This window comes from Actinotalea alkalitolerans, from assembly GCF_023369855.1.
In the GTDB taxonomy this organism is placed as follows: domain Bacteria; phylum Actinomycetota; class Actinomycetes; order Actinomycetales; family Cellulomonadaceae; genus Actinotalea.
In genome coordinates, this window is record NZ_JAMBPP010000015.1 from 30,621 (window position 1) to 56,025 (window position 25,405).

26 protein-coding genes are annotated in these 25,405 nt (G+C 72.9%); 12 read left to right on the plus strand and 14 right to left on the minus strand.

Translation table 11 applies throughout. The annotated features are described in order from the left end of the window. Positions 1-27 precede the first annotated feature (27 nt). From M1R94_RS20840 to mtrA, 7 genes are all read right to left on the minus strand, one after another. Positions 28-1,032, minus strand: coding sequence for a DMT family transporter (locus M1R94_RS20840; protein WP_249382873.1), 1,005 nt, complete (start codon positions 1,030-1,032; stop codon positions 28-30). Next, positions 1,029-2,321 carry a winged helix-turn-helix domain-containing protein gene (locus M1R94_RS16795; protein ID WP_249382874.1) on the minus strand — a complete coding sequence of 431 codons (1,293 nt, stop codon included), beginning with the start codon at positions 2,319-2,321 and terminating at the stop codon, positions 1,029-1,031. The genes M1R94_RS20840 and M1R94_RS16795 overlap by 4 nt, the downstream gene beginning before the upstream one ends. A 56-nt stretch (positions 2,322-2,377) precedes the next feature. Continuing rightward, positions 2,378-3,010 (minus strand): ribosome hibernation-promoting factor, HPF/YfiA family, encoded by a 633-nt coding sequence (hpf, locus tag M1R94_RS16800; protein WP_249382875.1) that lies wholly within the window; start codon positions 3,008-3,010, stop codon positions 2,378-2,380. 171 nt (positions 3,011-3,181) lie between these two features. After that, positions 3,182-4,003, minus strand: coding sequence for a ComF family protein (locus M1R94_RS16805; RefSeq protein ID WP_249382876.1), 822 nt, complete (start codon positions 4,001-4,003; stop codon positions 3,182-3,184). 77 nt (positions 4,004-4,080) lie between these two features. Continuing rightward, a complete protein-coding gene (locus tag M1R94_RS16810) occupies positions 4,081-5,802 on the minus strand; it encodes an LpqB family beta-propeller domain-containing protein (RefSeq protein ID WP_249382877.1) in 1,722 nt (573 codons plus the stop codon). Continuing rightward, a complete protein-coding gene (gene mtrB, locus M1R94_RS16815) occupies positions 5,802-7,508 on the minus strand; it encodes an MtrAB system histidine kinase MtrB (RefSeq protein ID WP_249382878.1) in 1,707 nt (568 codons plus the stop codon). Before mtrB ends, M1R94_RS16810 begins: the two co-directional genes overlap by 1 nt. Before the next feature lie 13 nt (positions 7,509-7,521). Next, positions 7,522-8,205 (minus strand): MtrAB system response regulator MtrA, encoded by a 684-nt coding sequence (gene mtrA / locus M1R94_RS16820; protein ID WP_249382879.1) that lies wholly within the window; start codon positions 8,203-8,205, stop codon positions 7,522-7,524. Positions 8,206-8,363: 158 nt separating this feature from the next. Between mtrA and M1R94_RS16825 the strand changes: the two genes are divergently transcribed. From M1R94_RS16825 to M1R94_RS20530, 6 genes are all read left to right on the plus strand, one after another. Continuing rightward, on the plus strand, positions 8,364-9,659 hold the full coding sequence (locus M1R94_RS16825; protein ID WP_249382880.1) for a DUF7847 domain-containing protein: 1,296 nt from the start codon (positions 8,364-8,366) through the stop codon (positions 9,657-9,659). Between the two features lie 11 nt (positions 9,660-9,670). Continuing rightward, the gene (locus M1R94_RS16830) at positions 9,671-10,363 is read left to right on the plus strand and encodes a DUF4129 domain-containing protein (protein WP_249382881.1); all 693 of its coding nucleotides are present in this window, start codon (positions 9,671-9,673) and stop codon (positions 10,361-10,363) included. Next, positions 10,360-11,550, plus strand: coding sequence for a DUF4350 domain-containing protein (locus tag M1R94_RS16835; protein WP_249382882.1), 1,191 nt, complete (start codon positions 10,360-10,362; stop codon positions 11,548-11,550). The genes M1R94_RS16830 and M1R94_RS16835 overlap by 4 nt, the downstream gene beginning before the upstream one ends. Beyond that, a complete protein-coding gene (locus M1R94_RS16840) occupies positions 11,547-12,641 on the plus strand; it encodes an AAA family ATPase (RefSeq protein ID WP_465245967.1) in 1,095 nt (364 codons plus the stop codon). The genes M1R94_RS16835 and M1R94_RS16840 overlap by 4 nt, the downstream gene beginning before the upstream one ends. A gap of 12 nt (positions 12,642-12,653) precedes the next feature. Next, complete coding sequence (locus tag M1R94_RS16845) at positions 12,654-13,946, plus strand: DUF58 domain-containing protein (RefSeq protein ID WP_249382883.1); 1,293 nt, start codon at positions 12,654-12,656, stop codon at positions 13,944-13,946. Between the two features lie 100 nt (positions 13,947-14,046). Then, positions 14,047-14,169, plus strand: coding sequence for a hypothetical protein (locus tag M1R94_RS20530; protein WP_283253560.1), 123 nt, complete (start codon positions 14,047-14,049; stop codon positions 14,167-14,169). Between the two features lie 24 nt (positions 14,170-14,193). Here M1R94_RS20530 and M1R94_RS16850 read toward each other — a convergent pair whose 3' ends face one another. Further along, positions 14,194-15,189 (minus strand): stage II sporulation protein M, encoded by a 996-nt coding sequence (locus M1R94_RS16850; protein WP_249382884.1) that lies wholly within the window; start codon positions 15,187-15,189, stop codon positions 14,194-14,196. 79 nt (positions 15,190-15,268) lie between these two features. Between M1R94_RS16850 and M1R94_RS16855 the strand changes: the two genes are divergently transcribed. Then, positions 15,269-16,087, plus strand: coding sequence for an RDD family protein (locus tag M1R94_RS16855; protein WP_249382885.1), 819 nt, complete (start codon positions 15,269-15,271; stop codon positions 16,085-16,087). Between the two features lie 79 nt (positions 16,088-16,166). On the opposite strand, the gene ahcY is transcribed toward M1R94_RS16855, so the two are convergent. Both ahcY and M1R94_RS20535 read right to left on the minus strand, forming a co-directional pair. Further along, entirely contained in the window at positions 16,167-17,666 is a 1,500-nt protein-coding gene (gene ahcY, locus M1R94_RS16860; protein WP_283253561.1) for an adenosylhomocysteinase, read from the minus strand. Between the two features lie 399 nt (positions 17,667-18,065). Next, on the minus strand, positions 18,066-18,194 hold the full coding sequence (locus M1R94_RS20535) for a hypothetical protein (protein ID WP_283253562.1): 129 nt from the start codon (positions 18,192-18,194) through the stop codon (positions 18,066-18,068). A 100-nt stretch (positions 18,195-18,294) separates the two neighbouring features. Here M1R94_RS20535 and M1R94_RS16865 point away from each other — a divergent pair, with 100 nt between their 5' ends. The 3 genes from M1R94_RS16865 to M1R94_RS16875 all read left to right on the plus strand — a co-directional run bounded on the left by M1R94_RS16865 (position 18,295) and on the right by M1R94_RS16875 (position 21,428). Further along, positions 18,295-19,542 (plus strand): quaternary amine ABC transporter ATP-binding protein, encoded by a 1,248-nt coding sequence (locus M1R94_RS16865; RefSeq protein ID WP_249382886.1) that lies wholly within the window; start codon positions 18,295-18,297, stop codon positions 19,540-19,542. Further along, the gene (locus M1R94_RS16870) at positions 19,539-20,432 is read left to right on the plus strand and encodes an ABC transporter permease (protein WP_249382887.1); all 894 of its coding nucleotides are present in this window, start codon (positions 19,539-19,541) and stop codon (positions 20,430-20,432) included. Before M1R94_RS16865 ends, M1R94_RS16870 begins: the two co-directional genes overlap by 4 nt. 66 nt (positions 20,433-20,498) lie before the next feature. Next, positions 20,499-21,428, plus strand: a complete 930-nt coding sequence (locus M1R94_RS16875) for a glycine betaine ABC transporter substrate-binding protein (protein ID WP_249382888.1) — start codon at positions 20,499-20,501, stop codon at positions 21,426-21,428. A gap of 91 nt (positions 21,429-21,519) precedes the next feature. Here M1R94_RS16875 and M1R94_RS16880 read toward each other — a convergent pair whose 3' ends face one another. The 4 genes from M1R94_RS16880 to M1R94_RS16895 all read right to left on the minus strand — a co-directional run bounded on the left by M1R94_RS16880 (position 21,520) and on the right by M1R94_RS16895 (position 23,923). Then, on the minus strand, positions 21,520-21,747 hold the full coding sequence (locus M1R94_RS16880) for a Trm112 family protein (RefSeq protein ID WP_249382889.1): 228 nt from the start codon (positions 21,745-21,747) through the stop codon (positions 21,520-21,522). Continuing rightward, positions 21,744-23,231 (minus strand): phosphomannomutase/phosphoglucomutase, encoded by a 1,488-nt coding sequence (locus M1R94_RS16885; protein ID WP_249382890.1) that lies wholly within the window; start codon positions 23,229-23,231, stop codon positions 21,744-21,746. The genes M1R94_RS16880 and M1R94_RS16885 overlap by 4 nt, the downstream gene beginning before the upstream one ends. A gap of 39 nt (positions 23,232-23,270) precedes the next feature. Further along, positions 23,271-23,432 (minus strand): hypothetical protein, encoded by a 162-nt coding sequence (locus M1R94_RS16890; RefSeq protein WP_249382891.1) that lies wholly within the window; start codon positions 23,430-23,432, stop codon positions 23,271-23,273. Positions 23,433-23,563: 131 nt separating this feature from the next. Further along, positions 23,564-23,923, minus strand: coding sequence for a DUF3499 domain-containing protein (locus tag M1R94_RS16895; protein ID WP_249382892.1), 360 nt, complete (start codon positions 23,921-23,923; stop codon positions 23,564-23,566). A 64-nt stretch (positions 23,924-23,987) separates the two neighbouring features. On the opposite strand from M1R94_RS16895, the gene M1R94_RS16900 reads away from it, so the two are divergent. Together M1R94_RS16900 and M1R94_RS16905 are read left to right on the plus strand one after the other, a co-directional pair. Next, the gene (locus M1R94_RS16900; protein WP_374109489.1) at positions 23,988-24,458 is read left to right on the plus strand and encodes a metallopeptidase family protein; all 471 of its coding nucleotides are present in this window, start codon (positions 23,988-23,990) and stop codon (positions 24,456-24,458) included. A 75-nt stretch (positions 24,459-24,533) separates the two neighbouring features. Continuing rightward, positions 24,534-25,394 carry a glycosyltransferase family 2 protein gene (locus M1R94_RS16905; RefSeq protein WP_249382893.1) on the plus strand — a complete coding sequence of 287 codons (861 nt, stop codon included), beginning with the start codon at positions 24,534-24,536 and terminating at the stop codon, positions 25,392-25,394. Positions 25,395-25,405: the final 11 nt, after the last annotated feature.

Here is a 25,405-nt window from a genome sequence, read left to right on the forward strand (position 1 = left end):
CGAGGCGCACGGGCGTGTGCCGTGCGGTCAGCGCAGACCACCATCCATCGTAGGCGAGTGCGAGCCCACTTCCGGCTCACGCCCCGCCGCCGGTCCACCCGGGCGCCGACCGCGCGCCACGGACCGGTCACCGCCGCGGCTGGCCCGTGGCCGCACCACGATCACGGCGACCGCGAGAGCGACCCCACCAGCCGTCCCCAGCGGCCCGAGCCGGTCACCCAGGACGAGTGCCGCGAGGCAGGCTGCCGTGAGCGGCTCGAGGAGCGCGACCAGGGTCGCGGTCGTCGCCGGCACGGTGCGCAGCCCGCTGAAGTAGGCGCCGTACGCGGCCGCCGTCGGCACCACACCGAGCAGTCCCACGAGCAGCCACACACCCGCGGGCTGGGCGACGAGCGCGCCTCCGCCCCGCAGCAGCGCAGGGGCGAGCAGGAGGCCGGCCAGGGTGAACGCCACGCCGGTGGTCACGAGCGGACCCAGCCCGGGGACCTGACGCCGGCTGACCACGGTCAGGGTCGCGAACGCACCGGCCGCCACGAGGGCCAGCACCATCGCCGACCCGCCCGGTGCTCCGCCCGCTCCCAAGGGCCAGGTCAGTGCCCCCAGACCGGCCAGCGCGAGGGCCAGGGCTCCGACGATCCGGCCCGGGGGGCGGCGACGCTCACGCACCACGGTCCAACCCGCCACCATGACGGGCGCCGCACCCAGGGCGACGAGTGTCGCGACGCTCACCGACCCGCGTTCGACCGCGGCGAAGTAGCTGCCCTGGTAGAGCGCCGCGAGCACCGCGACCAGCCCGACCCGCACCACGACGTCGCGGGTGGCCGCCATCCGCAGCCGGCCGAGCACCGCGAGCACCCCGAGCATCACCAGACCACCCCCGGTCAGTCGCAGCGAGGCCACGGCCAGCGCAGGCAGGGCGCCGAGCTCGGCCAGCACCGCGCCGATGACACCACCGGTCCCCCACAGCACCGCACCGAGGACGACGAGCCCGAAGTCGGCTCGCCGCGGTCGGGCGTCGGCACCGGCCGTCACGGCACGGACCCAGGAGCCGCGACGGGCACCGAGCCCGGTCCCAGCGCTGCCGCGAGGCTCGCCACCAGGTCGCCGTGGGCGTCGTCGGCGAGCCGCACCTGCTCGAGCCCGAGCCACGAGGCCATCAGGCCGAGCTCTGCTGCGAGCTCGGACGCGACCTCGCCCGTCGGCCGACGTGCCGGGTCGCTCACGTGCTCGAGGTGCGCAGCCTGGACCTTGAGCACGGCGCCGGCCCGCTCGGCCTTGAGGTCCACGCGGGCGGCGATCCGTTCGCCGAGCAGGAACGGCAGCACGTAGTAGCCGTGCACCCGCTGCGCCGCCGGGACGTAGATCTCGATGCGGTAGCGCGTCCCGAACAGCTCCTCGAGCCGGGGCCTGGTGAAGACGAGCGGGTCGAACGGACTGAGCAGCGCGCTGCCCAGGGCCCGGCGTGGGAGCGTCGCGTCACGGTGCAGGTACGTCGGGCGGTCCCATCCGCGCACCCGCACGGGGCTCAGCACACCGTCCTCGACCAGCTCCTCGACCGCGCGGCGTGCTCGACCCGACCCCAGCCGGAAGTAGTCGGCGAAGCAGCCGACCGTCCCCACCCCCTGTGCACGCGCACCGATCTCGATCAGGGCCCGTACCGCGTCGGGCTCAGCGGGTTCGGGCGAGGCGAGCACCGCGGCGGGCAGCACCCGCTCGGTGAGGTCGTAGCAGCGTTCGAAGGCGGCGTTGCGTCGTGCCGAGGTGATCTCACCGGTGAAGAACAGGAACTCGAGCACCCTCTTGGCCACGGTCCAGTTCCATCCCCAACCGGTCCGCTCGCGCGGGTGCTCGGCCTCGAAGACGGCGTGCACCTCTCGTCCGGTGACCGGCCCTCGCTCCCTCACCAGCGCACGGACGTCCTCCACGACCTCCGAGTACCGCAGCGGGACCTCACGGACGGTGCCCCACGCGTGGTCGAGGTACGCCCGCTGCCGCCAGCCCTGCAGGCGGTAGGTGCTGGGCGGGACGTAGGTCGCCTCGTGCGCCGAGCACTCGACGAGCCGACGGGGCGGGCTCCCGGCGGCCCGGTCCAGCAGAGCGGTGTCGTAGGGCCCCACCCGGGAGAACGTCGGCACCAGGTGGGCCCGGGCCAGGACGTTGACCGAGTCGATCTGCAGCAGCCCGACCCGGTCGATCACCTGCTGGAGCTGGCGCATCGTCACCACGTCGATCACCGGACGACGGCGGTCCAGCCCCTGGGCCCGCAGGGCGACCCGCCGGGCCTGCGACATCGACAGGTCGACGGGGCGCGAGGAGGGCATGTCACCCATCCTCGCGCCCCGCACCGACATCGGCGGACGCGCCGACCTGGATCCGGCTAGAGCGCGTCGACGGTGGCGTTCACCGGGGCGTCGAGCCGGATCACGCCGTAGCTCCACCCGCGGCGGCGGTACGCGACCGAGGGCAGCGCGGTCTCGGCGTCGATGAACAGGTAGAAGTCGTGCCCCACCATCTCCATCTCGTACAGCGCGTCGTCGAGCGTCATCGGGTGCGCCTCGTGCAGCTTCTCGCGGATGACGACCGGCGAGTCGCCGTCGCCCCACGGCTTCTCGACGGCCTCACCGAGGGCCGCCACCGGCTCGACCACCGGCTCGGGGGTCGGCTCGAGCGGGCGGACGTCGACCGGTGTGAGCGGCATGCCGCGGTGGTGGTCCTTGCGCCGGTCCCTGGCCCTGCGGAGCCGTTCGAGCAGCTTCGTGGTCGAGGAGTCCAGTGCGGCGTACTCGTCGTCGGCCGACGCCTCGGCGCGCACGACCCTCCCCTTGATCCGAACGGTCAGCTCGACGCGCTCGCTCGTCTCCGCGAGCCTCGGGTTCCTCTCGTGGGTGAGCTCGACGTCGATCCGCTGCGCCTCGGGCGCGAGCTGACCGACCTTGGCGAGCTTCTCCTCGACGTGACGACGGAACCTGTCCGACACCTCGACCTGACGGCCGATGACGACGATCTCCATGGCTGACCTCCGATGGGGGGTTGCGTGGGCGGCTGCGCCGCCCGATGAACTGCGGGGACGCCCTCACGGGGCTGTCGAGGGGCACCACCTCCCGCCCCGTCCGCGCTCTGCACCGCTCCGGGGGGCCCGTGGCCCACCCTGCTCCTGCGGGTGCCGCTCCATGCACTGACGTTAGTCCCCCGCAGCCCCGGAGGACACCCGACCCTCGGCTCTTGACGGCGCGGGTGTCGCTGCGATCACGATCGCGCCGAGGACCAGTGCGCCCTGACGACGCAACGCGTCCTCGCACACGGCGAGGGTGCTGCCGGTCGTCACGACGTCGTCGACCAGGAGGCAGCTGGCACCCGTGACGGCGGGTAGGAGCCGACGCCCCGGTCCGTTCCCAGGGGCACGCACCCGCACCGACCCGGCCGAGTTCCGGGCTCGCGCTCGCGCGCCCAGACCGACCTGGTCGCGCGCCCTGCGTCGGGCGAGCACCGGGGCGAGCCCGGCGTCGAGCCCACCCTGGCACAGCCCGTCGACGAGCCCGACGGCGAGCCGGCGCACCAGGTCCGCGCCGCGGCGACGGCGAGCAGCAGCCGTGGTGGGGACCGGGACGACCAGCAGCCGCCCCCCACCGGGACCCAGCACCGCCCCCACGAGGGACGGGGCGACCTCGGCACCCACGCGGTGCACCGCCTCGACCATCAGACCGGTCAGGTCCACCCGTCCGCGGTCCTTCCACCCCAGGACGAGCCCGCGCGCCGGGCCGGCGTAGCTCGCGAGCGCCCAGACGGGCAACGGTGCCAGTCCGTCCATGCGGTCCAGACGGGGCACGTCCTCCTCGCAGCGCACCGGCGGTCCGTCGAGCACAGCCCGGCACGCGTCGCACACCGGGACGTCCCACTCCCCGCATCCCGGGCACTCGACCGGCAGGACCAGCCGGGACAGGTCATGGACGCCCTCGGTCAGGGCTCGCCACCAGATGGGGCGGCTGGCGGGCGGGTCGGGCATGCTCCGAGCCTGCCCTGTCCACCAGCCGGCGGACGGCCGTGCACAGGTGGTTCTGGAGCGCCGCACCGACCGGTCGGCTACCCCGGGAAGGTCGGTGCCTCGACGCCGGTCGCCACCGCGACCCAGGCGGCGTTCTGCCACGAGTGCAACCTGCCCGACTCGTCGACGACGAAGAGCGCACGGTCGCCCCGGGCCGCCAGGGAGACCGCACCTTCAGGCGTCGTCAGATCCTCGACCGACCCGCCCAGCGTGACGAGGTGGACCGTCGGGACGCTCACGTCGCCGCTGCGTCCCAGGACCGCGACCCGCCCCTCGTCGACCCACGCCATGTCGGTCACGCCCTCGAGGACCGTGCCGACCCTGACCCGCTCCTCGCTGAGCAGCTGAGGGGTGCCGTCCTGCCCGCGCACCACTGCGGCAAGGTCCATCACGAGGTCCGACCCCCCGGGGCCCGAGTGCGCGACGACGACCCGCGCGCCGTCACGGGCCACTCGCACGGACTGCACGGTGCGGCTCTCGAGCCACTCCGCACCGACGACCACCGCCTCATCACCCGGCCGGACCGCGGTCAACGAGCCCGAGGAGGCACGTTCGCCGGTCCAGACCCATCCCTGCCGGTCGAAGGACGGCGCGAGCAGGTTCGCCCCCGTGACCAGGTCGACCGGCTCACCACCGTCAGTGGGCAGCTCGACGAGCCGACCCGAACCCACCAGTGCCACCACGACCTGTTCGTCGAGGCTGACGCCCAGCCTGCGGACGTCGAGGTCCGACAACGGGGCAGCGCCGACCACGGGTGTGACGTTCCCGCCGTCGACCACCGCGAGCCGCCCGTCGTCCACCACGTACGGCCCGGCGCCCGTAGGAACCTCACGCAGGAGCTCGGGGACGGCTCCCGGCACCCACGCGACCCCCCCGACCGAGATCTCGACCGACGAGACCACCGTGCCCGGCAGGCGCGTCAGGGCGGCCTCGAGCTGGGCCAGCAGCAGGCCGCGGTCCTCCTCGCTCGCGCGCCGGGCGTCGGGAGACAGGTCGACGCGGGCGACCCGGTCGGTGACCGTGACCCCGGTGAGGCTGCTCAGCCGGGTCCCCTCGGGGACGCCCGTCGAGACGGCGTCCTGCAACCAGGTTGACGGTCCGGCGAGGACGGCGCTGACCGCGCCCACCGCCAGGTTGCCCCGGGGGAACCAGCGTGTCTCGGGCACGAGGTGCGTACGGTCCTGGCTCGCGAAGTAGATCGCCGTCTGCCGGTAGGACCTGGCGAAGGCCGGGGCCGCCATCATCACGCCGTTGTCCAGCCCGGCGACCCGCCACTGTCCCGCGGCGTCCTCGAACATCTCGAAGACGACCTCGGTCCGGGCGTTCGGCACGGCCTCGAGGTAGCGCCCCTCGGCGTCGACCGTGGCCTCGACGGGTACCGACACGACCACGACGCCGTCCTCGCGCGCCTCGATCTCGGGGCTACCGCCGTCGACCGGGTACACCAGGACCCGCGCCCGTGGGTCCCACTGCGCGGCAGCCTGCGTGGTCAGGTACTTGCGGGCGACGACGAACTCGTCGTAGAGCCCGGCCGTGCTCGCGTTGAGGAAACCGGTGACGATCTCCTGGGGGCCGTCGTCCAGCGAGGGCTCGTCGGCCACCGGGAAGGCCAGACCGGGTTCTGAGCCGACCGCCTCCCCGACCTCGACGGGACCGGCCACGGGGATCCCCACGCACCCGGTCATGACACCGAGCAGCATCACGCCGCACACCGCACGGAGCGTGGCGGACCAGGACGCCCCGGGGGCGGACGGTCGCATCAGACCTCCCAGTGCTCGAGCTCGGGGACACCGGCGGGGTCCAGGTGCGGGCGTCCCAGGTGCGGGGAGTACGAGACGCTCGGCTCGTCGGCCTCGGGCTCGGGCTCGAGGGGCAGCGGCGAGCCGACCAGGGTGATGCCCGCCCGACGCGGGACGGTCAGCCGGAAGCAGGCGCCGGCCGCCGGTCGACCCCACGCCTCGAGGCGACCGCCGTGCAGGTGGGCGTCCTCGACCGAGATCGCCAGGCCCAGCCCGGTCCCCCCGGTGGTGCGGGCGCGGGCCGGGTCGGCCCGCCAGAAGCGGTCGAAGACGTGCACGGCCTCCTCGGGCGTCATGCCGACCCCGTGGTCGCGCACCGTGATCGCCACGGCCCGCTCGTCGGCGCCGAGCCGCACCTCGACGGGTCGGCCCTCGGCGTGCTCGATCGCGTTGACCAGCAGGTTGCGGAGCACGCGCTCGACCCGACGGGGGTCGATGTCCGCGATCGTCGCCTGCTCGGGAAGGTCCACGCGCAGCCACACCTGACGCCGTTGCGCCAGGAGCGCGGCCTGCTCGACCGCACCCGTGACGACGTCGCGCACGTCCAGGCTCTCGGCGTCGAGCATCGCCGCGCCCGCGTCGAACCGGCTGATCTCGAGCAGGTCGGCCAAGAGCTCCTCGAACCGGTCGAGCTGCGTGGTCAGCAGCTCGGCCGAGCGTGCGGCGGCGGGGTCGAGCCCGTCACGCGAGGCGTGGATCACCTCGGCCGCCATCCGGATCGTGGTGAGCGGGGTGCGGAGCTCGTGCGAGACGTCCGAGACGAAGCGCCGCTGAAGGTGCGAGAGCTCCTCCATCCGCTGGATCTGGTCCTGGAGGCTCTCGGCCATCTCGTTGAACGAGGCCGCCAGGGTGGCCATCTCGTCGACCCCGCGCACGGTCATCCGCTCGGCCAGGTGACCGTCGGCGAGCCTCTCGGCGACCCGCGCCGCACTGCGGACCGGGTGCACCGTCTGCCGGGCGACCACGAAGGTCATCCCCCCCAGCAGGGCGATCAGACCGATCGCGGCCAGCCCCATCACCCGCTGGACGAAGGCGAGCGTCGCCTGCTCGCCCGAGAGGTCGTAGAGGAAGTACAGCTCGTACTGGCCCGCGGCCGGCACCGTGACCAGCGAACCGATCATCAGACCGGGTCGCAGCCCTGCGTCCTGGGCGTCGGGGATCCCCACGGACTGCCAGTGCTGGGCGTCGTCGGTACGCACCGCCTCGCGCAGCTCCTCGGAGATCAGGCGTCGGATCGTCGGGTCGTTGGAGGAGGAGACGTCGTTCACGCGCAACGTCGCGGTCTCGCCCGGTGAGCGCCGCAGGATCACCTCACGCTCGCCGGACCCGCCGACCGCCAGAGCCCGGACCAGCTCGTCGAAGAGCTCGTCGACCTGGGGTGCGGTCGAGACCACGGCGGCATCGATGTTCCCCTGGGCCTGGGCCGAGGACCGGGCGCTCTCCTCGAGCACCTGGGCCAGACGCTCCTCGAACAGCCCGTCGCGGATCCGGTCGGACAGGTACATCCCCACCAGCCCGACGGCGACGATCCCACCGATCAGGGTCGAGGTGACCACGCGCACCTGGAGCGACCCGCGCCACGCGCGGACCAGATGACGCAGACGTGAGACCGACCGCACCCTGATCCGCAGCAGAGCGCGGAGCAGCGCCCGCCACCGCTCGGTCATCGGTCCGGACTGCTCACGACGGGCCGGAACCCGCCTTGTAGCCGACGCCGCGCACCGTCACCACGATCTCCGGGTGCTCCGGGTCGTGCTCGATCTTGGAACGAAGACGCTGCACGTGGACGTTCACCAGGCGGGTGTCCGCGGCGTGCCGGTATCCCCAGACGCGTTCGAGCAGGACCTCGCGGGTGAACACCTGCCACGGCTTGCGGGCGAGAGCCACGAGCAGGTCGAACTCGAGCGGGGTCAGCGGGATGAGATCGCCACCGCGGCTCACGCGGTGGCCGGTCACGTCGATCTCCAGGTCACCGATGGACAGGTGCTCGGGGGACGGCTCGTCGCTGTGGCGCAGCCGGGCGCGCACGCGGGCGATGAGCTCCTTGGGCTTGAACGGCTTGGAGATGTAGTCGTCGGCGCCGGACTCGAGCCCCAGCACGACGTCGACCGTGTCGCTCTTGGCGGTGAGCATCACGATCGGGACCCCCGACTCGGCACGGATCAGCCGGCAGATCTCGGTGCCGTCCTTGCCGGGCAGCATGAGGTCCAGCAGGACCAGGTCGGGCTGACCTGACCTGAACGCCCCGAGCGCCTCGTCGCCGTCGGCGCAGAACAGCGGCTCGAACCCCTCCGAGCGCAGCACGATCCCGATCATCTCGGACAGGGCGACGTCGTCGTCGACCACGAGGATTCGACCCTTCATGCACCCATGGTGTCATCCCGGTGGCCTGCCCGCGGACACCTGGGGCTGCGTGCCGCACCGGCACCCCTCGGCGTGGCACGATGAGCGGTGCCGCAGGGCACGATCGCGAGCACCGCCGAGCAGGCACCGAACGACGGCAGACGACGCAGGGAGCAGCAGTGACCGAGCCGACCCGCGAGCCGGGAACCCCTCAGGGGACCGGTGCCACGCCTGCGGGCCACACGCCGCCCTCTCCCCCACCCCCGCCGCCGACCGGCTGGGGTCCGGCCTACGGCTCGAGCCCCACGGGCTACGGGCAGCAGCCCCCTGGTCCCGGGCAGCCCCCTGGCTACGGCGGCTACGGCCAGCAGCCCGCTCCACCCGGCGCCGCACCCCAGCCTCCGCCTCCCGGACAGGGGTACGGCCAGCAGTACGGGCAGCAGTACGGGCAGTACCAGGGGCAGCAGTACGGCGCACCGGCACCGGGCTACCGCCCGCCACCGGTCCAGCGCGGGATCGTGCCGCTGCGCCCGCTCGGGCTCGGAGAGATCTTCGACGGCGCGTTCCGGGCGATCCGTGACAACCCCCGGGTCATGTTCGGCTTCACCGCGATCGTGATCTCCGCGACCGTCCTGGTGCAGGCCGTCGTCATGTGGGTGCTCGCCGAGTCGGTCGCCGCGGCGATGACCGGTGCGACGTCCGAGCTCGACCCGACCGGCGAGTTCGGGATCGCCGGGTCCTTCGGCGCGGTCATCGGCCAGATGCTGACCCTTCCGTTGATCAGCCTGGCGACGACGGTCCTGACCGGTCTGCTGATCGTGTCCGTGAGCCGCTCGGTGATCGGCCAGACCATCACCGTGGGTGACCTCTGGACCCGGTACTGGCGGCGCGGAGTGCTGCTGGTGGTGTTCTCGTTGGCCACCGGGCTGCTGTTCACCCTCGCCTGGGGACTGCTGGTGGCGGCGGTCGTCCTGCTCGCCTCGGCCGAGCAGTGGGGCGCCATGGCCGCGGTGATCATCATCGGTGGCCTCGGGCTGTTCGTCGCCTCGATCTGGTTCTTCGTCCGGGTCCTGCTGGTCCCGCCCACGATCGTGCTCGAGGGGGCGCCGTTCCTGGAGGCCGTCAAGCGCGGGTGGCGGCTGAGCCGTGGCAGCTTCTGGCGTCTGCTGGGCATCTACCTGCTCACCTCGATCATCGTGTACCTGGTCGCGCAGATCGTGGTGACACCCTTCGCCCTGATCTCCTCGTTCGTGCTGCAGGACCCCTTCATGACCGGGTTCTGGAGCATCGCGCTCACCTCGATCGGCAACGCGCTGGCCTACACGCTGACGACGGTCTTCACCGCTGCGGTCGTCGCCCTGCTCTACATCGACCTGCGGATCCGCCGCGAGGGTCTCGACGTCGAGCTCACCCGAGCCGCCGAGGCCGCAGCAGCCGAGGCGACCTCGGGCACGACCCCGCGGTCCCCGTCGTAGTGGGGCCGGTGATGGCCCGGGGGGGCGTGCCGTCCTGGCTCAGCACCGACGTCCCGGTCGTGCCCGACGCGGAGACGGCACGCCGCTGGGCCGAGGCCGAGCTCGCCAACCCGGCCTACGACGACCGGCCGAGCCTGCTCGACCTCCTGCTCGAGTGGGTCATGGCCCGGATCGCCGACGCCGAGGCCGCCGCGGGTGCGCTGGACGCCGGGCTCGCGGCGATCGTCGTGCTGGTTGTCGCGGGTGTCGTGGTGACCGTCGCCCTGCTCGTCGCCGGCCCGGTACGCCGTGCACGGCGGGCACGCAGCGGCTCGGCCGAGGTCTTCGGTGACGACACCCGGTCCGCGCAGGAGCTCCGGTCCAGCGCCGACGAGCTCGCCGCGCAGGGGCGGTGGGGCGAGGCCGTGCTCGACCGCTTCCGGGCAGTGCTGCGCAGCCTCGAGGACCGTGCGCTGCTGGACCTCCGGCCCGGACGGACCGCGCACGAGGGTGCCGAGCAGGCCGCAGAGCGCCTGCCCTCGTGCGGCACCGACCTGCGCGCGGCCGCGGCCCTCTTCGACGACGTCTGCTACGGGGACGCGACCGCCACCGAGCAGGACGACGCCTGGCTGCGCGAGCTCGATCGACGGGTGACCGAGACCCGTCCGCAGGCAGCCACGGCCTCCGGCGACGACGCCCCGCTGCTCACGGACGCCGTCCGATGAGCTCCGCGCCGGTCATCACGACCCACGGCCCTGCCGTCGTGGGCGACGGGACCACCGCTGCATCCCGGGCCCGCAGCCGGTGGGTGCGGGCCCGCTGGCCACTCGCCGTGCTGGGGGCGGTCCTCGTGCTCGGGCTCGCGGCGAGCCTGTTCACGCCGCGCACCTCGACCCGGCCGTTCGCGCCGGACAACCCCGCCGACCAGGGTGGCCGTGCGCTGGCCCGGATCCTCGAGCGCCAGGGGGTCGAGGTGAGCTACGTGCAGACCTCGGCCGAGGCGGCCGCCCTCGCCCAGGAGGGCACGACCCTGCTGGTCGTCACCACGTTCCTGCTCGAGCCGGACCAGCTCGACGCGCTCGCAGCGACCCGTGCCGACCTCGTCCTGGTCGCCCCTGAGTGGAACGGGTTGTCGGCGCTGACCGACGCGGTCGACCTGGGGTTCACCTCGGACGCCTCGACCCTGCGTGAGGCCTCCTGCACCGACCCCGATGCGCAGGCGGCGGGGCGGCTGCGCAGCCAGGGCCAGGACCTCATCGCCCTGTCCCCCGCGGCGACCCTGTGCTTCCCCTCGGGCGAGGGTGGCGGTGCCTACGCGAGCGTCGAGGGACCACGCCGGGTGGTGGTGGTGAACGACTCTGGACTGCTGACCAACGATCGGCTCGCGCAGGACGGCAACGCCGCGCTCATGCTGCGTGCGCTCGGCGCGCACGACAGGCTGACCTGGTACCTGCCGTCCCTCACCGACACCGGCGCGGACCCGCAGCCGTCGGTCGGCGAGCTGCTGCCCCCGTGGACGGGACCGCTCGCACTCCAGCTGGTCGCCGCGACGCTGGCCCTCGCCCTGTGGCGTGGCCGCGCGCTGGGTCGGCTGGTCGGCGAGCCGCTGCCCGTCGTCGTCCGCGCGGCCGAGGCGACCCGTGGTCGGGGCCGCCTGTACCGTCGGTCCCGGTCGCGCGGGCACGCCGCGGCCGCGCTGCGAGCCGGGGTCGCCCACCGGACCGCGGCCCGGCTCGGCCTGCCTCGCTCAGCCGATGCGGGCGCCGTGATCGATGCGCTGGCCCGGGCGACCGGGCGCACGACCGGGCAGGTCGCCGACCTGCTGTACGGACCACCACCGACCGACGACGCCGGGCTGCTCCAGCTCGCCCGGCTGCTGGACGAGCTCGAGAGCGAGGTTCACCGCACGTGACCGAACCCACCTGGCAGACCCACCCGCCGGCACCGGACACCGTCCAGCAGGCGCCCGACCACGCGCCGCAGATCCCGACGCCACCTCCCGCGACACCCCTGCCCGCGCACACGAGCGCCGGACCGGACGGGTTCGTGCCGTCCGGCGAGCTCCGCCAGGCGCTCGGGACGTTGCGCACCGAGGTGGGCAAGGCGGTCGTCGGGCAGGACGCCGCCGTCACCGGGCTGGTCATCGCCCTGCTGTGCCGAGGGCACGTGCTGCTCGAGGGGGTGCCGGGTGTGGCCAAGACCCTGCTGGTCCGGACCCTGAGCACAGCCCTCGCACTGGACACCAAGCGGGTCCAGTTCACCCCGGACCTGATGCCCGGCGACGTCACGGGGTCGCTGGTCTACGACGCGCGCACGGCCGAGTTCTCCTTCCGAGAGGGGCCCGTCTTCACCAACCTCCTGCTCGCCGACGAGATCAACCGGACCCCCCCGAAGACCCAGGCCTCGCTGCTCGAGGCGATGGAGGAACGACAGGTCTCCGTGGACGGGCTGCCGCGCCCGCTGCCCGACCCGTTCCTGGTGATCGCGACGCAGAACCCCGTCGAGTACGAGGGCACCTACGCCCTGCCCGAGGCGCAGCTGGACCGGTTCCTGCTCAAGCTGACCCTGCCGCTGCCCGAACGTGACCAGGAGATCGAGGTGCTCGCCCGGCACGCTCGCGGCTTTGACCCCCGCAACCTGGCGGCAGCCGGCGTGCGTGCGGTGACCGACGCCGACCAGCTCGCCCGGGCGCGGGCCGAGGTGGCCCGGGTCCACGTGGCACCGGAGATCCTCGGCTACGCGGTCGACGTGTGCCGGGCGACCCGGCAGTCGCCCTCCTTGTCGCTGGGCGTGTCCCCGCGTGGGGCGACGGCCCTGCTGGCCACGTCCCGTGCATGGGCGTGGCTCTCGGGCCGGGGATACGTCACGCCCGACGACGTCAAGGCGCTCGCGCAGCCGACGCTGCGGCACCGGGTGCAGCTGCGCGCCGAGGCCGAGCTCGAGGGCGTCACCGCCGAGAGCGTCCTGGACACCGTGCTGGCCGCCGTCGCGGTCCCTCGCTGACCGGCCCCGCCGATGGCGATCACCTGGAGGGCGGTGGCCCTCACCGCGTTCGGTGTGGTCCCGGTGCTGCTCGTCCCGGCGACCGCCGTGGCGGTGGCCTGGACCCTGCTCGTGGTGCTGCTGTGCGCGGTGGACATCGCACTGGCGGCCTCGCCCCGGCAGGTCGCGGTGGCCCGGGCGGTGCCCGGGACGGTGCGGCTCACCGAGCCCACGACCTCGACCCTGACGGTGACCAACCGTTCCTCGCGCAGGTTGCGGGCGGTCGTCCGCGACGCCTGGCAGCCGTCGGCCGGTGCCACCGCCAACCGGCACCCGGTGGACCTGCCCTCGCAGGAGTCACGTCGACTGGTCACCCGGCTGCTCCCGACACGGCGTGGTGACCGGCGGGCGGACCTGGTGACGATCCGGTCGGTGGGTCCTCTGCGGCTGGCCGCACGGCAGGCCTCGATCGAGGTCCCCGGGCGGCTGAGGGTGCTGCCCGAGTTCGCCTCCCGCCGCCACCTGCCCAGCCGGCTCGCCCGCCTGCGCGAGCTCGACGGCCGCACCGCGGTGCAGGTCCGCGGGGCCGGGACCGAGTTCGACTCGTTGCGCGAGTACGTCATCGGCGACGACGTCCGGTCGATCGACTGGCGGGCCACCGCTCGCCGCTCGGAGGTGGTGGTCCGCACCTGGCGGCCCGAGCGCGACCGGCGGGTGCTGATCGTGCTGGACACCGCTCGGTTGTCGGCCGGCCGCATCGGCGACGTGCCCCGCATCGACGCCTCGATCGAGGCGACGCTGCTGCTCGCCGCGCTGGCCGCCAAGGCCGGTGACCGGGTGGACGTCATCGCCTTCGACCGGCGGGTGCGGGCCCAGGTCGCCGGGGCCAGCGGGCCGCGCCTGCTGCCCACGCTCGCCGACGCCCTCGCCCCCATCGAGCCTGCGCTGGTCGAGACCGACTGGCCAGGGGTCGTGGGGGCCGTCAGGCAGCGACTCTCGCAGCGAGCGCTCGTGGTGCTCCTGACGACTCTCGAACCAGCCGCGGTCGAGGTGGGGGTGCTGCCCGTGGTGGGTCCTCTGGCCGGCGACCACCAGGTGGTGCTCGCCTCCGTCGCCGACCCCGAGGTCGCCGCCCTGCGGGCCGGTCGCGCGACGTCCTCGGAGGTGTACGACGCCGCTGCGGCCGAACGGGCCGAGCTCGAGCGTGCCGCGGTCACCGTCCGGCTGCGCCAGCGCGGCGTCGAGGTGGTCGACGCGCTGCCCGAGGACCTGGCACCGCGTCTGGCCGACACCTATCTCGCCCTCAAGGCCGCCGGGCGTCTGTGACGCACGACCGCCCGGCACGCACGTGCGCGGGCGGCATGCGCCCGCACGTGCGCTCCTGCACGGTTGTCGGGACCGGGCCTGGGTGTGAGACCGTGGATCGGTGAGCAACCGACGTCCCACCGCCCTGGAGCGCCGCCGCCGTCAGGCGCGGGTGATCGCGATCGTGGTCGCCGTGGCGATGGTCTCGCTGGTGACCCTGCCCCTGCTGGGTGTGCTGGCCTGACCGCCCTCGGGCGACCGACCGTCCTCAGGCGGCCACGGGCACGACGTCGGAGCTGAGGTCGGCCCGCAGGTCCCCCGACTCCCCCGCACGCACCGCCCGACGACCCAGCACCAGGACGTACGCCCAGAACGCGGCCAGGACGAGGGCTCCGATGGCGATCTTGAGCCACCACGGCAGGCCCGAGGGCGTCACGAACCCCTCGACGAGCCCCGACACCGCCAGGACGATCGCGAGCCCGATCACGACCGTGAACAGCGAACGGGCCTCCTCGGCCAGCGCACGCGCACGGGGCCGCCCGCCCGGGTCGACCACGGTCCAGAAGATCCGCAGCCCGGCGGCGCCCGCCACGAAGATCGCGGTGAGCTCCATCAGCCCGTGCGGGAGGATCAGCTGGAAGAAGATCCCCAACCCGTCGTGCAGGGCCATGACCGCGCCCGCCGACCCCACGGCCACGGCGTTCTGCACCAGCACGAGCACGGGCCAGAACCCCGAGATGCCGAACGCGATGGCCTGTGCCGCGATCCACGCGTTGTTGGTCCACACCTGTGCGGCGAAGCTCTGCCCGGGGTAGTTGGAGTAGTAGTTCGCGAACTCCTGCTCGGCGTACCGCTCGAGCTCGCTGGGGGTCCCCATGGCTGCCTGCGCCTCGGGGGTCGTGTAGACCCACACGCCGGCGACCACCGCGATCGCGCAGAAGGCGACCGTCACGGCCGTCGTCCACCAACGGATGCGGTAGAGCGCTGCGGGCAGTGCGTGCACGAGGAAGGACGTGACGTCCTGCCACGCGGGCTCGTGGGCCCCGGCGATCGCGGACCGCGCGCGACCCAGCACGTCCGAGAGCTGCGAGACCACCGCGGGGTCCGGTGCGGCGGAGCGCACCGTCGACAGGTGGGTGGCGACCTCCTGGTAGAGCTGGACGAGCTCGTCGCCCTCGGCCCCGGTCAGGTGACGTCGGCGGGCCAGGTCGTCCAGCCGCTGCCAGGTCGCTCCGTGCACGGCGGAGAACGCGTCGAGGTCCACGCGAGGTAGCCTGCCACAGCGGACGCGGGAGCCGCTGACCAGGCCCCGCGCTGCTCGTCGACGATCAGCAGGAGGGTACGTGTCGGACGAGATCCTGACCGGCGAGGGGGTCGTCCTCGACGCCCGCCCGGCCTCCTTCGCGACCAGGACAGTCGGCGCGCTGATCGACCTGGCCGTGCTGGCCGTGGTCGCGGTGGCACTGCTGGTCCTGATGGCATCGATCGGCGCCGAGGTCGACGACGCGGCGGGGGCAGCGATCGTCATCCTGCTGCTGGTGACCGTCATGGTCGGCATCCCCACGACGGTCGAGACGCTCACGCGCGGCCGATCGCTCGGCAAGCTCGTGATGGGCCTGCGCATCGTGCGCGACGACGGCGGTCCGGTCCGCTTCCGGCACGCGTTCATCCGTGCGATGACCGGCGTGGGCGAGCTGTGGCTGAGCATCGGGTCGATCGCACTGATCTGCTCGCTGGTCAACCGTCAGGGCAAGCGGGTGGGAGACCTGCTCGCCGGCACGTACGCGGTGCGGGTCAGGGGTGGCCAGCGAGCCCTCCCGCCGGTCGTGATGCCCCACGAGCTCTCCCGCTGGGCCCACGGCGCTGACATCCGTCGGCTGCCAGACGGGCTGGCGCTGCAGTCACGGCAGTTCCTGGGGCGGGCGACGGGCCTGCACCCGGGGTCCCGTGAACGGCTCGGGCTCGAGCTGGCCGGCGAGGTCGAGCAGTACGTCGCCCCGGGCCCGCCACCGGGGACCCACCCCGAACGGTTCCTGGCAGCCGTCCTGGCCGAGCGTCGCGACCGCGAGTACGTCCAGGCCGTGAGGGCCGCGCAGCGAGCACGGGCCGAGGCCGTGCTGGTCCACCGGCTCCCGCACGCGGTGCCCGACCCGGTCGACTGAGGAGCACGGACCGGGCGGCGCGGCTGCCGGGCGCACCCCGAGGAGTCGGGTCCGACGGTCACCCGCCGGACCCGACGGCTCAGTAGCGGTAGTGGTCGGACTTGTAGGGGCCCGCGGCGTCGATCCCGAGGTACTCGGCCTGGGTCTTGCTCAGCTCGGTGAGCCGGACGCCCAACGCGTCCAGGTGAAGCCGGGCGACCTTCTCGTCCAGGACCTTGGGCAGCCGGTAGACGCCTACGGGGTACTCCTCGCGCTTGGTGAAGAGCTCGATCTGGGCGATCACCTGGTTGGAGAAGGAGTTGCTCATCACGAAGGACGGGTGGCCGGTGGCGTTGCCCAGGTTCATCAGGCGACCCTCGGAGAGCACGATGATCGAACGGCCGGGACGGCCGTCCTCGGCGAAGACCCACTCGTGGACCTGCGGCTTGATCTCCGTCCGGACGATCCCGGGCACGGCAGCCAGCCCCACGATGTCGATCTCGTTGTCGAAGTGCCCGATGTTGCCGACCACGGCCTTGTCCTTCATGCCGGCCATGTGGTCGGCGGTGATCACGTCACGGTTCCCCGTGGTCGTGATGAAGAAGTCGGCCTGGTCCAGGACGTCCTCGATCCGCACGACCTGGTAGCCGTCCATCGCGGCCTGCAGCGCGCAGATCGGGTCGACCTCGGAGACCACGACCCGCGCACCCTGGCCACGGAACGCCTCTGCGGCCCCCTTGCCGACGTCGCCGTAGCCGGCCACGAAGGCCAGCTTGCCGCCCATCAGCACGTCGGTGGCCCGGTTGATCCCGTCGGGCAGGGAGTGACGGATCCCGTACTTGTTGTCGAACTTCGACTTGGTGACCGAGTCGTTGACGTTGATCGCCGGGAAGAGCAGGCGTCCGACCTCCGCGAGCTGGTAGAGCCGGTGCACCCCGGTGGTCGTCTCCTCGGTCACCCCGAGGACCTGCCCGGCGATCGTCGTCCAGCGATGGGGGTCGCTCTCGAGGGAGCGGCGCAGCACCCCCAGGACGACGTTGTGCTCCTCGGAGTGGTCAGGCTCGCCCGGCATGGTGTCGGCCGGGACGGTGCCGACGGCCTCGAGCTCGAGCCCCTGGTGGACCAGGAGCGTCGCGTCGCCACCGTCGTCGAGGATCATGTTGGGGCCCTGGCCCCCCGGCCACACCAGGATCTGCTCGGTGCACTCCCAGTACTCGGTGAGGCTCTCGCCCTTCCAGGCGAACACCGGGACGCCCTGAGGGTCCTCGGGCGAGCCGTTCGGCCCCACGGCGACGGCAGCGGCGGCCTCGTCCTGGGTCGAGAAGATGTTGCACGAGGCCCACCGCACCTCGGCGCCGAGCGCGGTGAGGGTCTCGATCAGCACAGCGGTCTGGACGGTCATGTGCAGCGAACCCGCGATCCGGGCACCGGCGAGCGGCTGCGACTGGCCGTACTCGGCGCGCAACGACATCAGCCCGGGCATCTCGTGCTCGGCCAGGCGGATCTGGTGACGACCTGACTCGGCGAGGCCCAGGTCACGGACCTTGTACCGGCCGGGGATCTCGTCGAAGCCGGACGGGGGGCGGGGGGACGTGGACATGGTCACCTCTCGGGTGGGCACGGGTTGCGCAGGTGCGGCGGGACGGGTGGGCGCGGCGTCCGGGTCCGAGCAGCTCGACGGGCCGTCGCCATGCGTGCCCGGCGCGGCCCCGCGGGGCCGATGGCGTCGCCTGCGCCAAGCCGTCCCATCCTACGGCAGCCGTCCGCGCCCCTGCCCTCGGCGGCCCCGGTCGGCCACCGAGAGGCTGGCGAAGGGCCCGTCTGTGTTACAGGTAGGTAACGATTCAGGATTTGGTAAAGGCGCAGGTCAGACCTCATCGGACGAGTGCTCGACACGGCTCTGACCCCCCCGATCCACCCGTACCTCGCTTTACTCGTCCGACGATTGGGGACAGGGTGGGGGACGTCCGGTCAGTGCATCGACCGGGTTGACCGGTGCTCACGCGCCGTCGGTGCGCCCCTCCCCCGTGGGCTGCACGAGCCGTCGGACCCCGATCGGCACGGCCGCGTGACGCAGGCGCCGGTCGGTGACGGCGCCCTGCGTCAGCAGGCCACGACCGTCCTCCACAGATCGACCGGCGCCGACCTGGCGCCCGTACCGCAGGACCAGCGACCACCGCTCCGCCGACCGCCGACCTGCGCCGCCCGACCATCGAGACGAGGAACGAGTGCCAGCACTTCGCGCCGAGGGCGTGTACAAGGTCTTCGGACGACGACCCGGTGAGGCGGTACGCCGGCTGCAGGCCGGAGCGAGCGTCGAGGACGTCAAGCCCCACGGGACCGCCGCCGTGATCGACGCGAGCTTCGAGGTGGCCGACGGCGAGACCTTCGTCGTGATGGGCCTGTCCGGCTCCGGCAAGTCCACCCTGATCAGGATGCTCAACGGTCTGTGGCGACCCACCTCGGGGCGGGTGATGATCGGCGACACCGACATCTCGGGGATCTCCGGCCGGGAGCTGCGCGCGCTGCGCCAGCAACGGGTGAGCATGGTCTTCCAGCACTTCGCCCTGCTCCCCCACCGCTCGGTGCTCGACAACGCCGCCTACCCGCTGGCCCTGCAGGACGTCGACCGCACCGAGCGGCGCCGGCGGGCGGGCGAGGCCCTCGAGATGGTCGGGCTCGCCGGCTGGGAGGATCACCTGCCCTCGCAGCTCTCGGGTGGGATGCGCCAGCGTGTCGGTCTGGCTCGGGCGCTCGCCGCCGGGACCGACATCCTGCTGATGGACGAGGCCTTCTCCGCGCTGGACCCGCTGATCCGTCGGGAGATGCAGGAACAGCTCCTCGAGCTCCAGCAGACCCTTGGCAAGACCATCGTCTTCATCACGCACGACCTCAACGAGGCCATGCACCTGGGCGACCGCATCGCAGTCATGCGGGAGGGCCGGATCGTGCAGATCGGCACCTCCGAGCAGATCCTGTCCGACCCTGCGACCGACTACGTGGCCCAGTTCGTGGCCGACGTCGACAAGACCCGGGTGCTGACCGCCGCCTCGGTGATGGTGCGGCCCGCCGCCGTCGTCACCACCGGCGCCGGGCCACGGGTCGCCCTGCGCGAGATGCGCGAGGCCCAGGCCTCGGCGGCCTACCTCGTGGACCGCGACCGGACGCTGCGCGGCGTGCTGCGGGACGACGACGTCGTCCAGGCCCTGCGCGACGGCTCGGACTCGCTGGTCGACCTGACCCGTGACGAGGTGACGGCGGTCTCGACCGAGACCCTGCTGATGGATGTCTTCGCGCCGTCCGCCGAGACCCCGCTGCCCGTCCCGGTGGTCGACGACCGCGGCCGGCTGGTCGGGGTGATCCCCCGCGTGACCCTGCTCGAGGCGATGTCCCGGAACCTCGCCGACCCCACGACCGTCAGCGCGGACGCCGACCCCGCAGCCCTCGACGGCACCACGACGGAGGTCTCGGCATGAGCGTCACGAGCATCACCTCGGTCCTGACCGACCCGGGCTTCCGGCTGCCCCTCGGGGACTGGGTCGACGCCGGGGTGGACGGCCTGATCGCCACCTTCGGCGGACTCTTCGACCTGATCCGTACCGTCCTGATCGGAGGGTTCGAGGCGGTCGAGACCGTCCTGATCACCCCTCCCATGTGGATCGTCGCCCTCGTCCTGGCCGGCCTCGCCTACCTCGCCAAGGGGTGGCGGCTGGCCCTGGGGGCGCTGATCGGGTTCCTCGTGGTCCAGGGGGTCGACCAGTGGGGCAACGCCATGGCGAGCCTGGCCCTGGTGCTCGTCGCGAGCGCCATCGCCCTGGCGATCGGGATCCCGATGGGGATCTGGGCCGCGAGCAGCGACCGGGTCTCGGCGGCCGTCCGACCGGTGCTCGACTTCATGCAGACGATGCCCGCCTTCGTCTACCTGATCCCCGTGGTCATCATCTTCTCGGTCGGCCCCGTGCCCGGGCTGGTCGCCACGATCGTCTTCGCCCTCGCGCCCGGTGTGCGGTTCACCGAGCTCGGTATCCGACAGGTCGACCAGGAGGTGGTCGAGGCGGGTCACGCCTTCGGCTCCACACCTCGACGCATCCTGCGGCAGATCCAGCTCCCCCTCGCCCTGCCGACCATCATGGCCGGCGTCAACCAGGTGATCATGCTGTCCCTGTCGATGGTCGTGATCTCGGGCCTGGTCGGGGCTGCGGGACTCGGGCGGGACGTCGTGTCCGCCCTCTCCCGCGTGAACGTCTCGCTGGGCTTCGAGGCGGGGCTGGCCGTGGTGATCCTGGCGATGTACCTGGACCGCATCACCTCGGCTCTCGCCGACCGCTCACCCGTCGCGAAGGCCCTCCGCACCACCTCTGCCTGACCACCCACCCCCGGCCTGCCCTGGCCGGCCACCCCCGGCGGCACCCCGCCGCCATGAAAGGAAGCAATGACTCATCGCACCCGCCGTACCACGGCCGCCGTGGCCACCGGCCTGGCCCTGAGCCTGGGCCTCGCCGCCTGCGCCGGATCGACCGACGAGCCCGCGCAGGCCCCCGAAGAGACCGCCACGGGCGACCAGCAGGACGTCACCATCGCGATCCACAACGGCTGGGACGAGGGCATCGCCGTCTCCTACCTGTGGCAGAACCTGCTCGAGCAGGAGGGCTACACCGTGGAGATGGAGATGGCCGATCCCGGGCCGATCTACACGAGCATCGCGAGCGGCCAGTTCGACGTGAACTTCGACATGTGGCTGCCGATCACCCACGAGGACTACCTCGAGCAGTTCGGCGACGACATGGAGCAGCTCGGCTCCTGGTACGACGACGCCCGGCTGACCATCGCGGTCAACGAGGACTCCCCGATCACCTCGCTGGACGAGCTGGCCGAGGCCGCTGACGACTTCGACGGTCGCCTGGTGGGCATCGAGTCCGGCGCCGGCCTGACCCGCATCACCAAGGACGAGGTCATCCCGACCTACGGCCTGGAGGGCATCGACTTCATCGAGTCCTCGACCCCGGCGATGCTCGCCGAGCTGACCGGCGCGGTCGCGGCCGAGCGCAACATCGCGGTGACCCTGTGGCGTCCGCACTGGGCCTACGAGGCCTTCCCGATCCGTGACCTCGAGGACCCCGAGGGTGCCCTGGGTGACGCGGAGCGCATCGAGATGGTCGGACGCACCGGCTTCACCGCCGACTTCCCGCAGTTCGCCGCCTGGCTGGCCGAGTTCACGCTGACCGACGAGCAGCTGTTCTCCCTCGAGAACATCATGTTCAACGAGAACGGTGGCACGCAGAACGAGGTCTCCGTCTCGCAGTGGCTCGACGAGAACCCGACCTTCTTCGACGACATCAAGGATGCCGCAGGCGAGGTCTGAAAGACCCCGTCCCGGTCGCTGCCACCGCGTGGTGGCAGCGCAGCACGACGCAGGGCCCCGTCCACCGGACGGGGCCCTGCGTCGTGCTGTCTCAGACCGTGCCGGACGCGGGGTAGGCCTCGTCCACGAGCAGCACCGGGATGCCGTCACGTACCGGGTACGCCAGCGCGCAGGTCTCGCCGGTGCAGGTCAGCTCAGGCATGCCGTCGGGCCGGGTCCCGTCGAGCAGCTCACCACCGCAGGCCGGGCACCGCAGGATCTCGCGGACCCACGGCTCGATCGCCGCGGGGCCGCTGGGCTGCCCGGGGTCCGCGCTCATCCCTGCCCCGCACGCACGAGCGCCAGGACGTCGTCGCGCACCTTGACCATGATGTCCTCGTCGGCTGCCTCGACGTTCAGGCGCAGCAGCGGCTCGGTGTTGGAGGCACGCAGGTTGAACCACCAGCGCGGGTGGTCCTCCCAGTGCGAGACCGTCAGGCCGTCGAGCTCGTCGACCTCGACGGGCCCGGCGCCCTGCTGCGTCACGTAGGCCTCGACGACCCTGGCGCGGGCCGCCGCGACGTCCTCGACGCGGGAGTTGACCTCTCCGCTGGCGACGTACGGCTCGTAGGCCTCGGACAGGTCGGACAGGGCGACGGGTGAGCCGTCAGCGCTCCGGGCCTGCCCGAGCGCCGCGAGCACGTGCATCGCCGCGAGCATGCCCGTGTCCGCGAAGTAGAAGTCCCGGAAGTAGTAGTGCGCACTGTGCTCACCACCGAAGACCGCGTCGCTGGCCGCCATCTGCTCCTTGATGAAGGAGTGGCCCACCCGCGTGCGCACGGTGCGCGCGCCGGCCGCCTGCAGCAGGTCCGGGACGACACGCGAGGTGATGAGGTTGTGGATGACCGTCGGGGTGCGCCCTGCCGCCCGCTCGCGGGCCACCTCGCGCAGCCCGACCAGCGCGGTGATCGCCGAGGGGCTGACCGGCTCACCGCGCTCGTCGATGACGAAGCACCGGTCCGCGTCGCCGTCGAAGGCCAGGCCCAGGTCGGCCCCGTGCTGCACGACGGCCGCCTGGAGGTCACGCAGGTTCTCGGGCTCCAGCGGGTTCGCCTCGTGGTTGGGGAAGGTGCCGTCGAGCTCGAAGTACAGCGGCACGATGTCCAGCGGCAGCTCGGGCAGGCCTGCTCCGGTGCCCAGCACGGCAGGGACGGTCAGGCCACCCATGCCGTTGCCCGCGTCGATGACGACCTTGAGCGGGCGGATACCGCCCAGGTCGACCAGGGACCTCAGGAACGAGGCGTACTCGGCGAGCATCTCGCGGTCGCTGACCTCACCACGACGCTCCGCGTCCGGGGGCACGCCGTCGGCGAGGTAGCGCTCGGCGAGGTCGCGGATCGCGGTGAGCCCCGAGTCCTGGCCGACCGGCCTGGCGCCCGCGTGGCACATCTTGATCCCGTTGTACTCGGCGGGGTTGTGGCTCGCGGTGAACATCGCACCGGGCAGCCCGAGCGACCCGGAGGCGTGGTAGAGCCCGTCGGTCGAGCACAGCCCGATCAGCACGACGTCGACCCCGCGCGCCCGTGCCCCCTCGGCGAAGGCGGCGACCAGGGCGGGACCCGAGTCGCGCATGTCCTGCCCGATCACCGCGCGGGGCGGCGTGGTCCCGGAGGGCTGCGCCGCCGGCAGGACGACCACGTCGGCGAAGGCGGCGCCGATCGCGCGGGCGACCTCCGGGCTGAACAGGTCGGGGACGACACCGCGGACGTCGTAGGCCTTGATGAGGGCACGGAGATCGGGTGCGGGAGGAGTCGTGGAGGTCACCCCGGCAGCCTAGACGCCCGGACCGGGTGGTCGTGAGGCTCAGCGAGCCTTGCGGGCCGACCGGGCGAGCACCGACTCGATCGGCATCGGCTCCCAGGTGCTGTCCGACGCCGGGACGAGCCACTCGCGCCGCTCGCACCGGTGGCACGAGACGAAGGTGACCGCGGTGCCGTCGGTGAGCACCATCGGGAGCCGGGTCATGTCGGGCGACCTGCAGCTCGAGCACTGCTGGGGCGGTGGGGCCGCAGGGGTTGCCGGCTCAGGCGTCGGCGCGGACCTCGGCGACGCACGCTTGCGACCCGACGACGTGGACCCTGGCTCGGCGCCCACCGTCAGAGCCCTTCGCCCCTCAGGACCCGCAGGTGACCGCGGCGGGCGACCTCGGCGACCACGGGCTCCGGCACGGGTGCCACCGCTCGCGGGCGGCCCGCCTCGCGCACGGCGTCCGCGAGCGCGAGGAGGTCGTCGGGGGTGGGGCCCGTGGGCACGAACTCCGGCGTGACCCGCACGACCTCCCAGCCACGCGGCGCGGTCAGCCGCTCGGCGTGCTCGCTGCACAGGTCGTAGGAGTGCGGTTCGGCGAGGTGGGCCAGCGGGCCGAGCACGGCGGTCGAGTCGGAGTAGACGTAGGTGAGCGTCGCGACGGCAGGCCGCCCGCAGGCGCTGCGTGAACACTGCCGACCTGATCTCACAACGCCCGACACTACCCGCGCGTGGTCCGGGCGGGCGAGCACCACGCCGCCCTAGAGTGGGACCGTGAGCTCCTGGCGCGTCCCCGACCACGCCGTGCAGACCGGTCAACCGGGCGGCCGGGCGCTGGGTGCCCGCCGGCGCGACCGGCGCGGGCGCGGTCTGCGTGGGCCGCTGCTGCCACCAGCCCTTCCCGCGCACCACACGCGCGCCGAGCGGTTCGACGACCACGTGCTCACGGCCGTCGAACGCCTCGAGCGCCGTTGGGGCCGTGAGCTCGAGGGCACCGAGTTCGCGGTCGAGGAGGTCCCTCCCTCGCACCCGGCTCCCTGGGAGCGGGGCGGTGTGCCCCTGGGCAGGTACTTCCCTGCGGACGCCGGGATGCCCGCGCGGATCGTCGTCTACCGACGGCCGGTCGAGACCCGCGCGGTCGACGAGGCCGACCTCGTCGACCTCATCCGTGACGTGCTCGTCGAGCAGGTGGCGCACCTGCTGTCCCGCCCTCCCGAGGACATCGACCCCCGCTACCGCGCCTGACCGCCCCGTGACGGCGAGCGTGCCCTGCTGCCATCGGCGGCACCGCCGTCATCGCCCCTGACCTAGGGTTCCTCCATGACCGCTGCCGACCGTCCTGCCGTCCGCGTGGTCTGCGTGACCTACCACCCAGGGCCCGAGCTCGCGGACTTCGCGCGCTCCCTGCGGGGAGCGACCGACTCCCCCACCCACCTGGTGCTGGTGGACAACGGCTCGGACCGCCGCGTGGTCGACGAGGTCGCGACCACCTACGGCGCCCAGGTCCGCGACCCCGGCGGGAACCTCGGTTACGGGCGCGCGGCCAACGTCGGTGCCGCGGAGGGCGACGAACCCTGGCTCGTCATCGCCAACCCCGACATCGTGTGGCACACCGGCGCGCTCGACCGTCTCCTGGAGGTCGCCACCGCTGACCCCACGGTCGGTGCGGCAGGACCTGCGCTGCTCAACGTCGACGGCACCCGCTACCCCTCGGCCCGCGCGCTGCCGTCGCTGACCCAGGGCGTCGGGCACGCCGTGCTGGGTCGGGTGTGGCCGACCAACCCGTGGACGATCGCCTACCAGCGCCGGCAGGAGGACACCTCCCTCGAGCAGCGGGCCGCGGGGTGGCTGTCCGGGGCGTGCCTGCTGGTGCGTCGCACGGCCTTCGAGCAGGTCGGCGGCTTCGACGAGGCCTACTTCATGTTCTTCGAGGACCTCGACCTGGGCGAACGGCTGAGCCGTGCCGGGTGGACCAACGTCTACGTGCCGTCCGCAGTGGTGACCCACGTCGGGGGCACGTCCTGGCGCGAGCGCCCTGCACCCATGATCCGGGCGCACCACGCGAGCGCGTACCTCTACCTCTCCCGACGGTACGACGGCTGGTACCTGTGGCCCGTGCGGGCCGCGATCCGGGTCGGACTGGTGGTGCGCCAGACGCTCGAGCTGCGTCGCGCCCGCTGACGCCGCGGGAT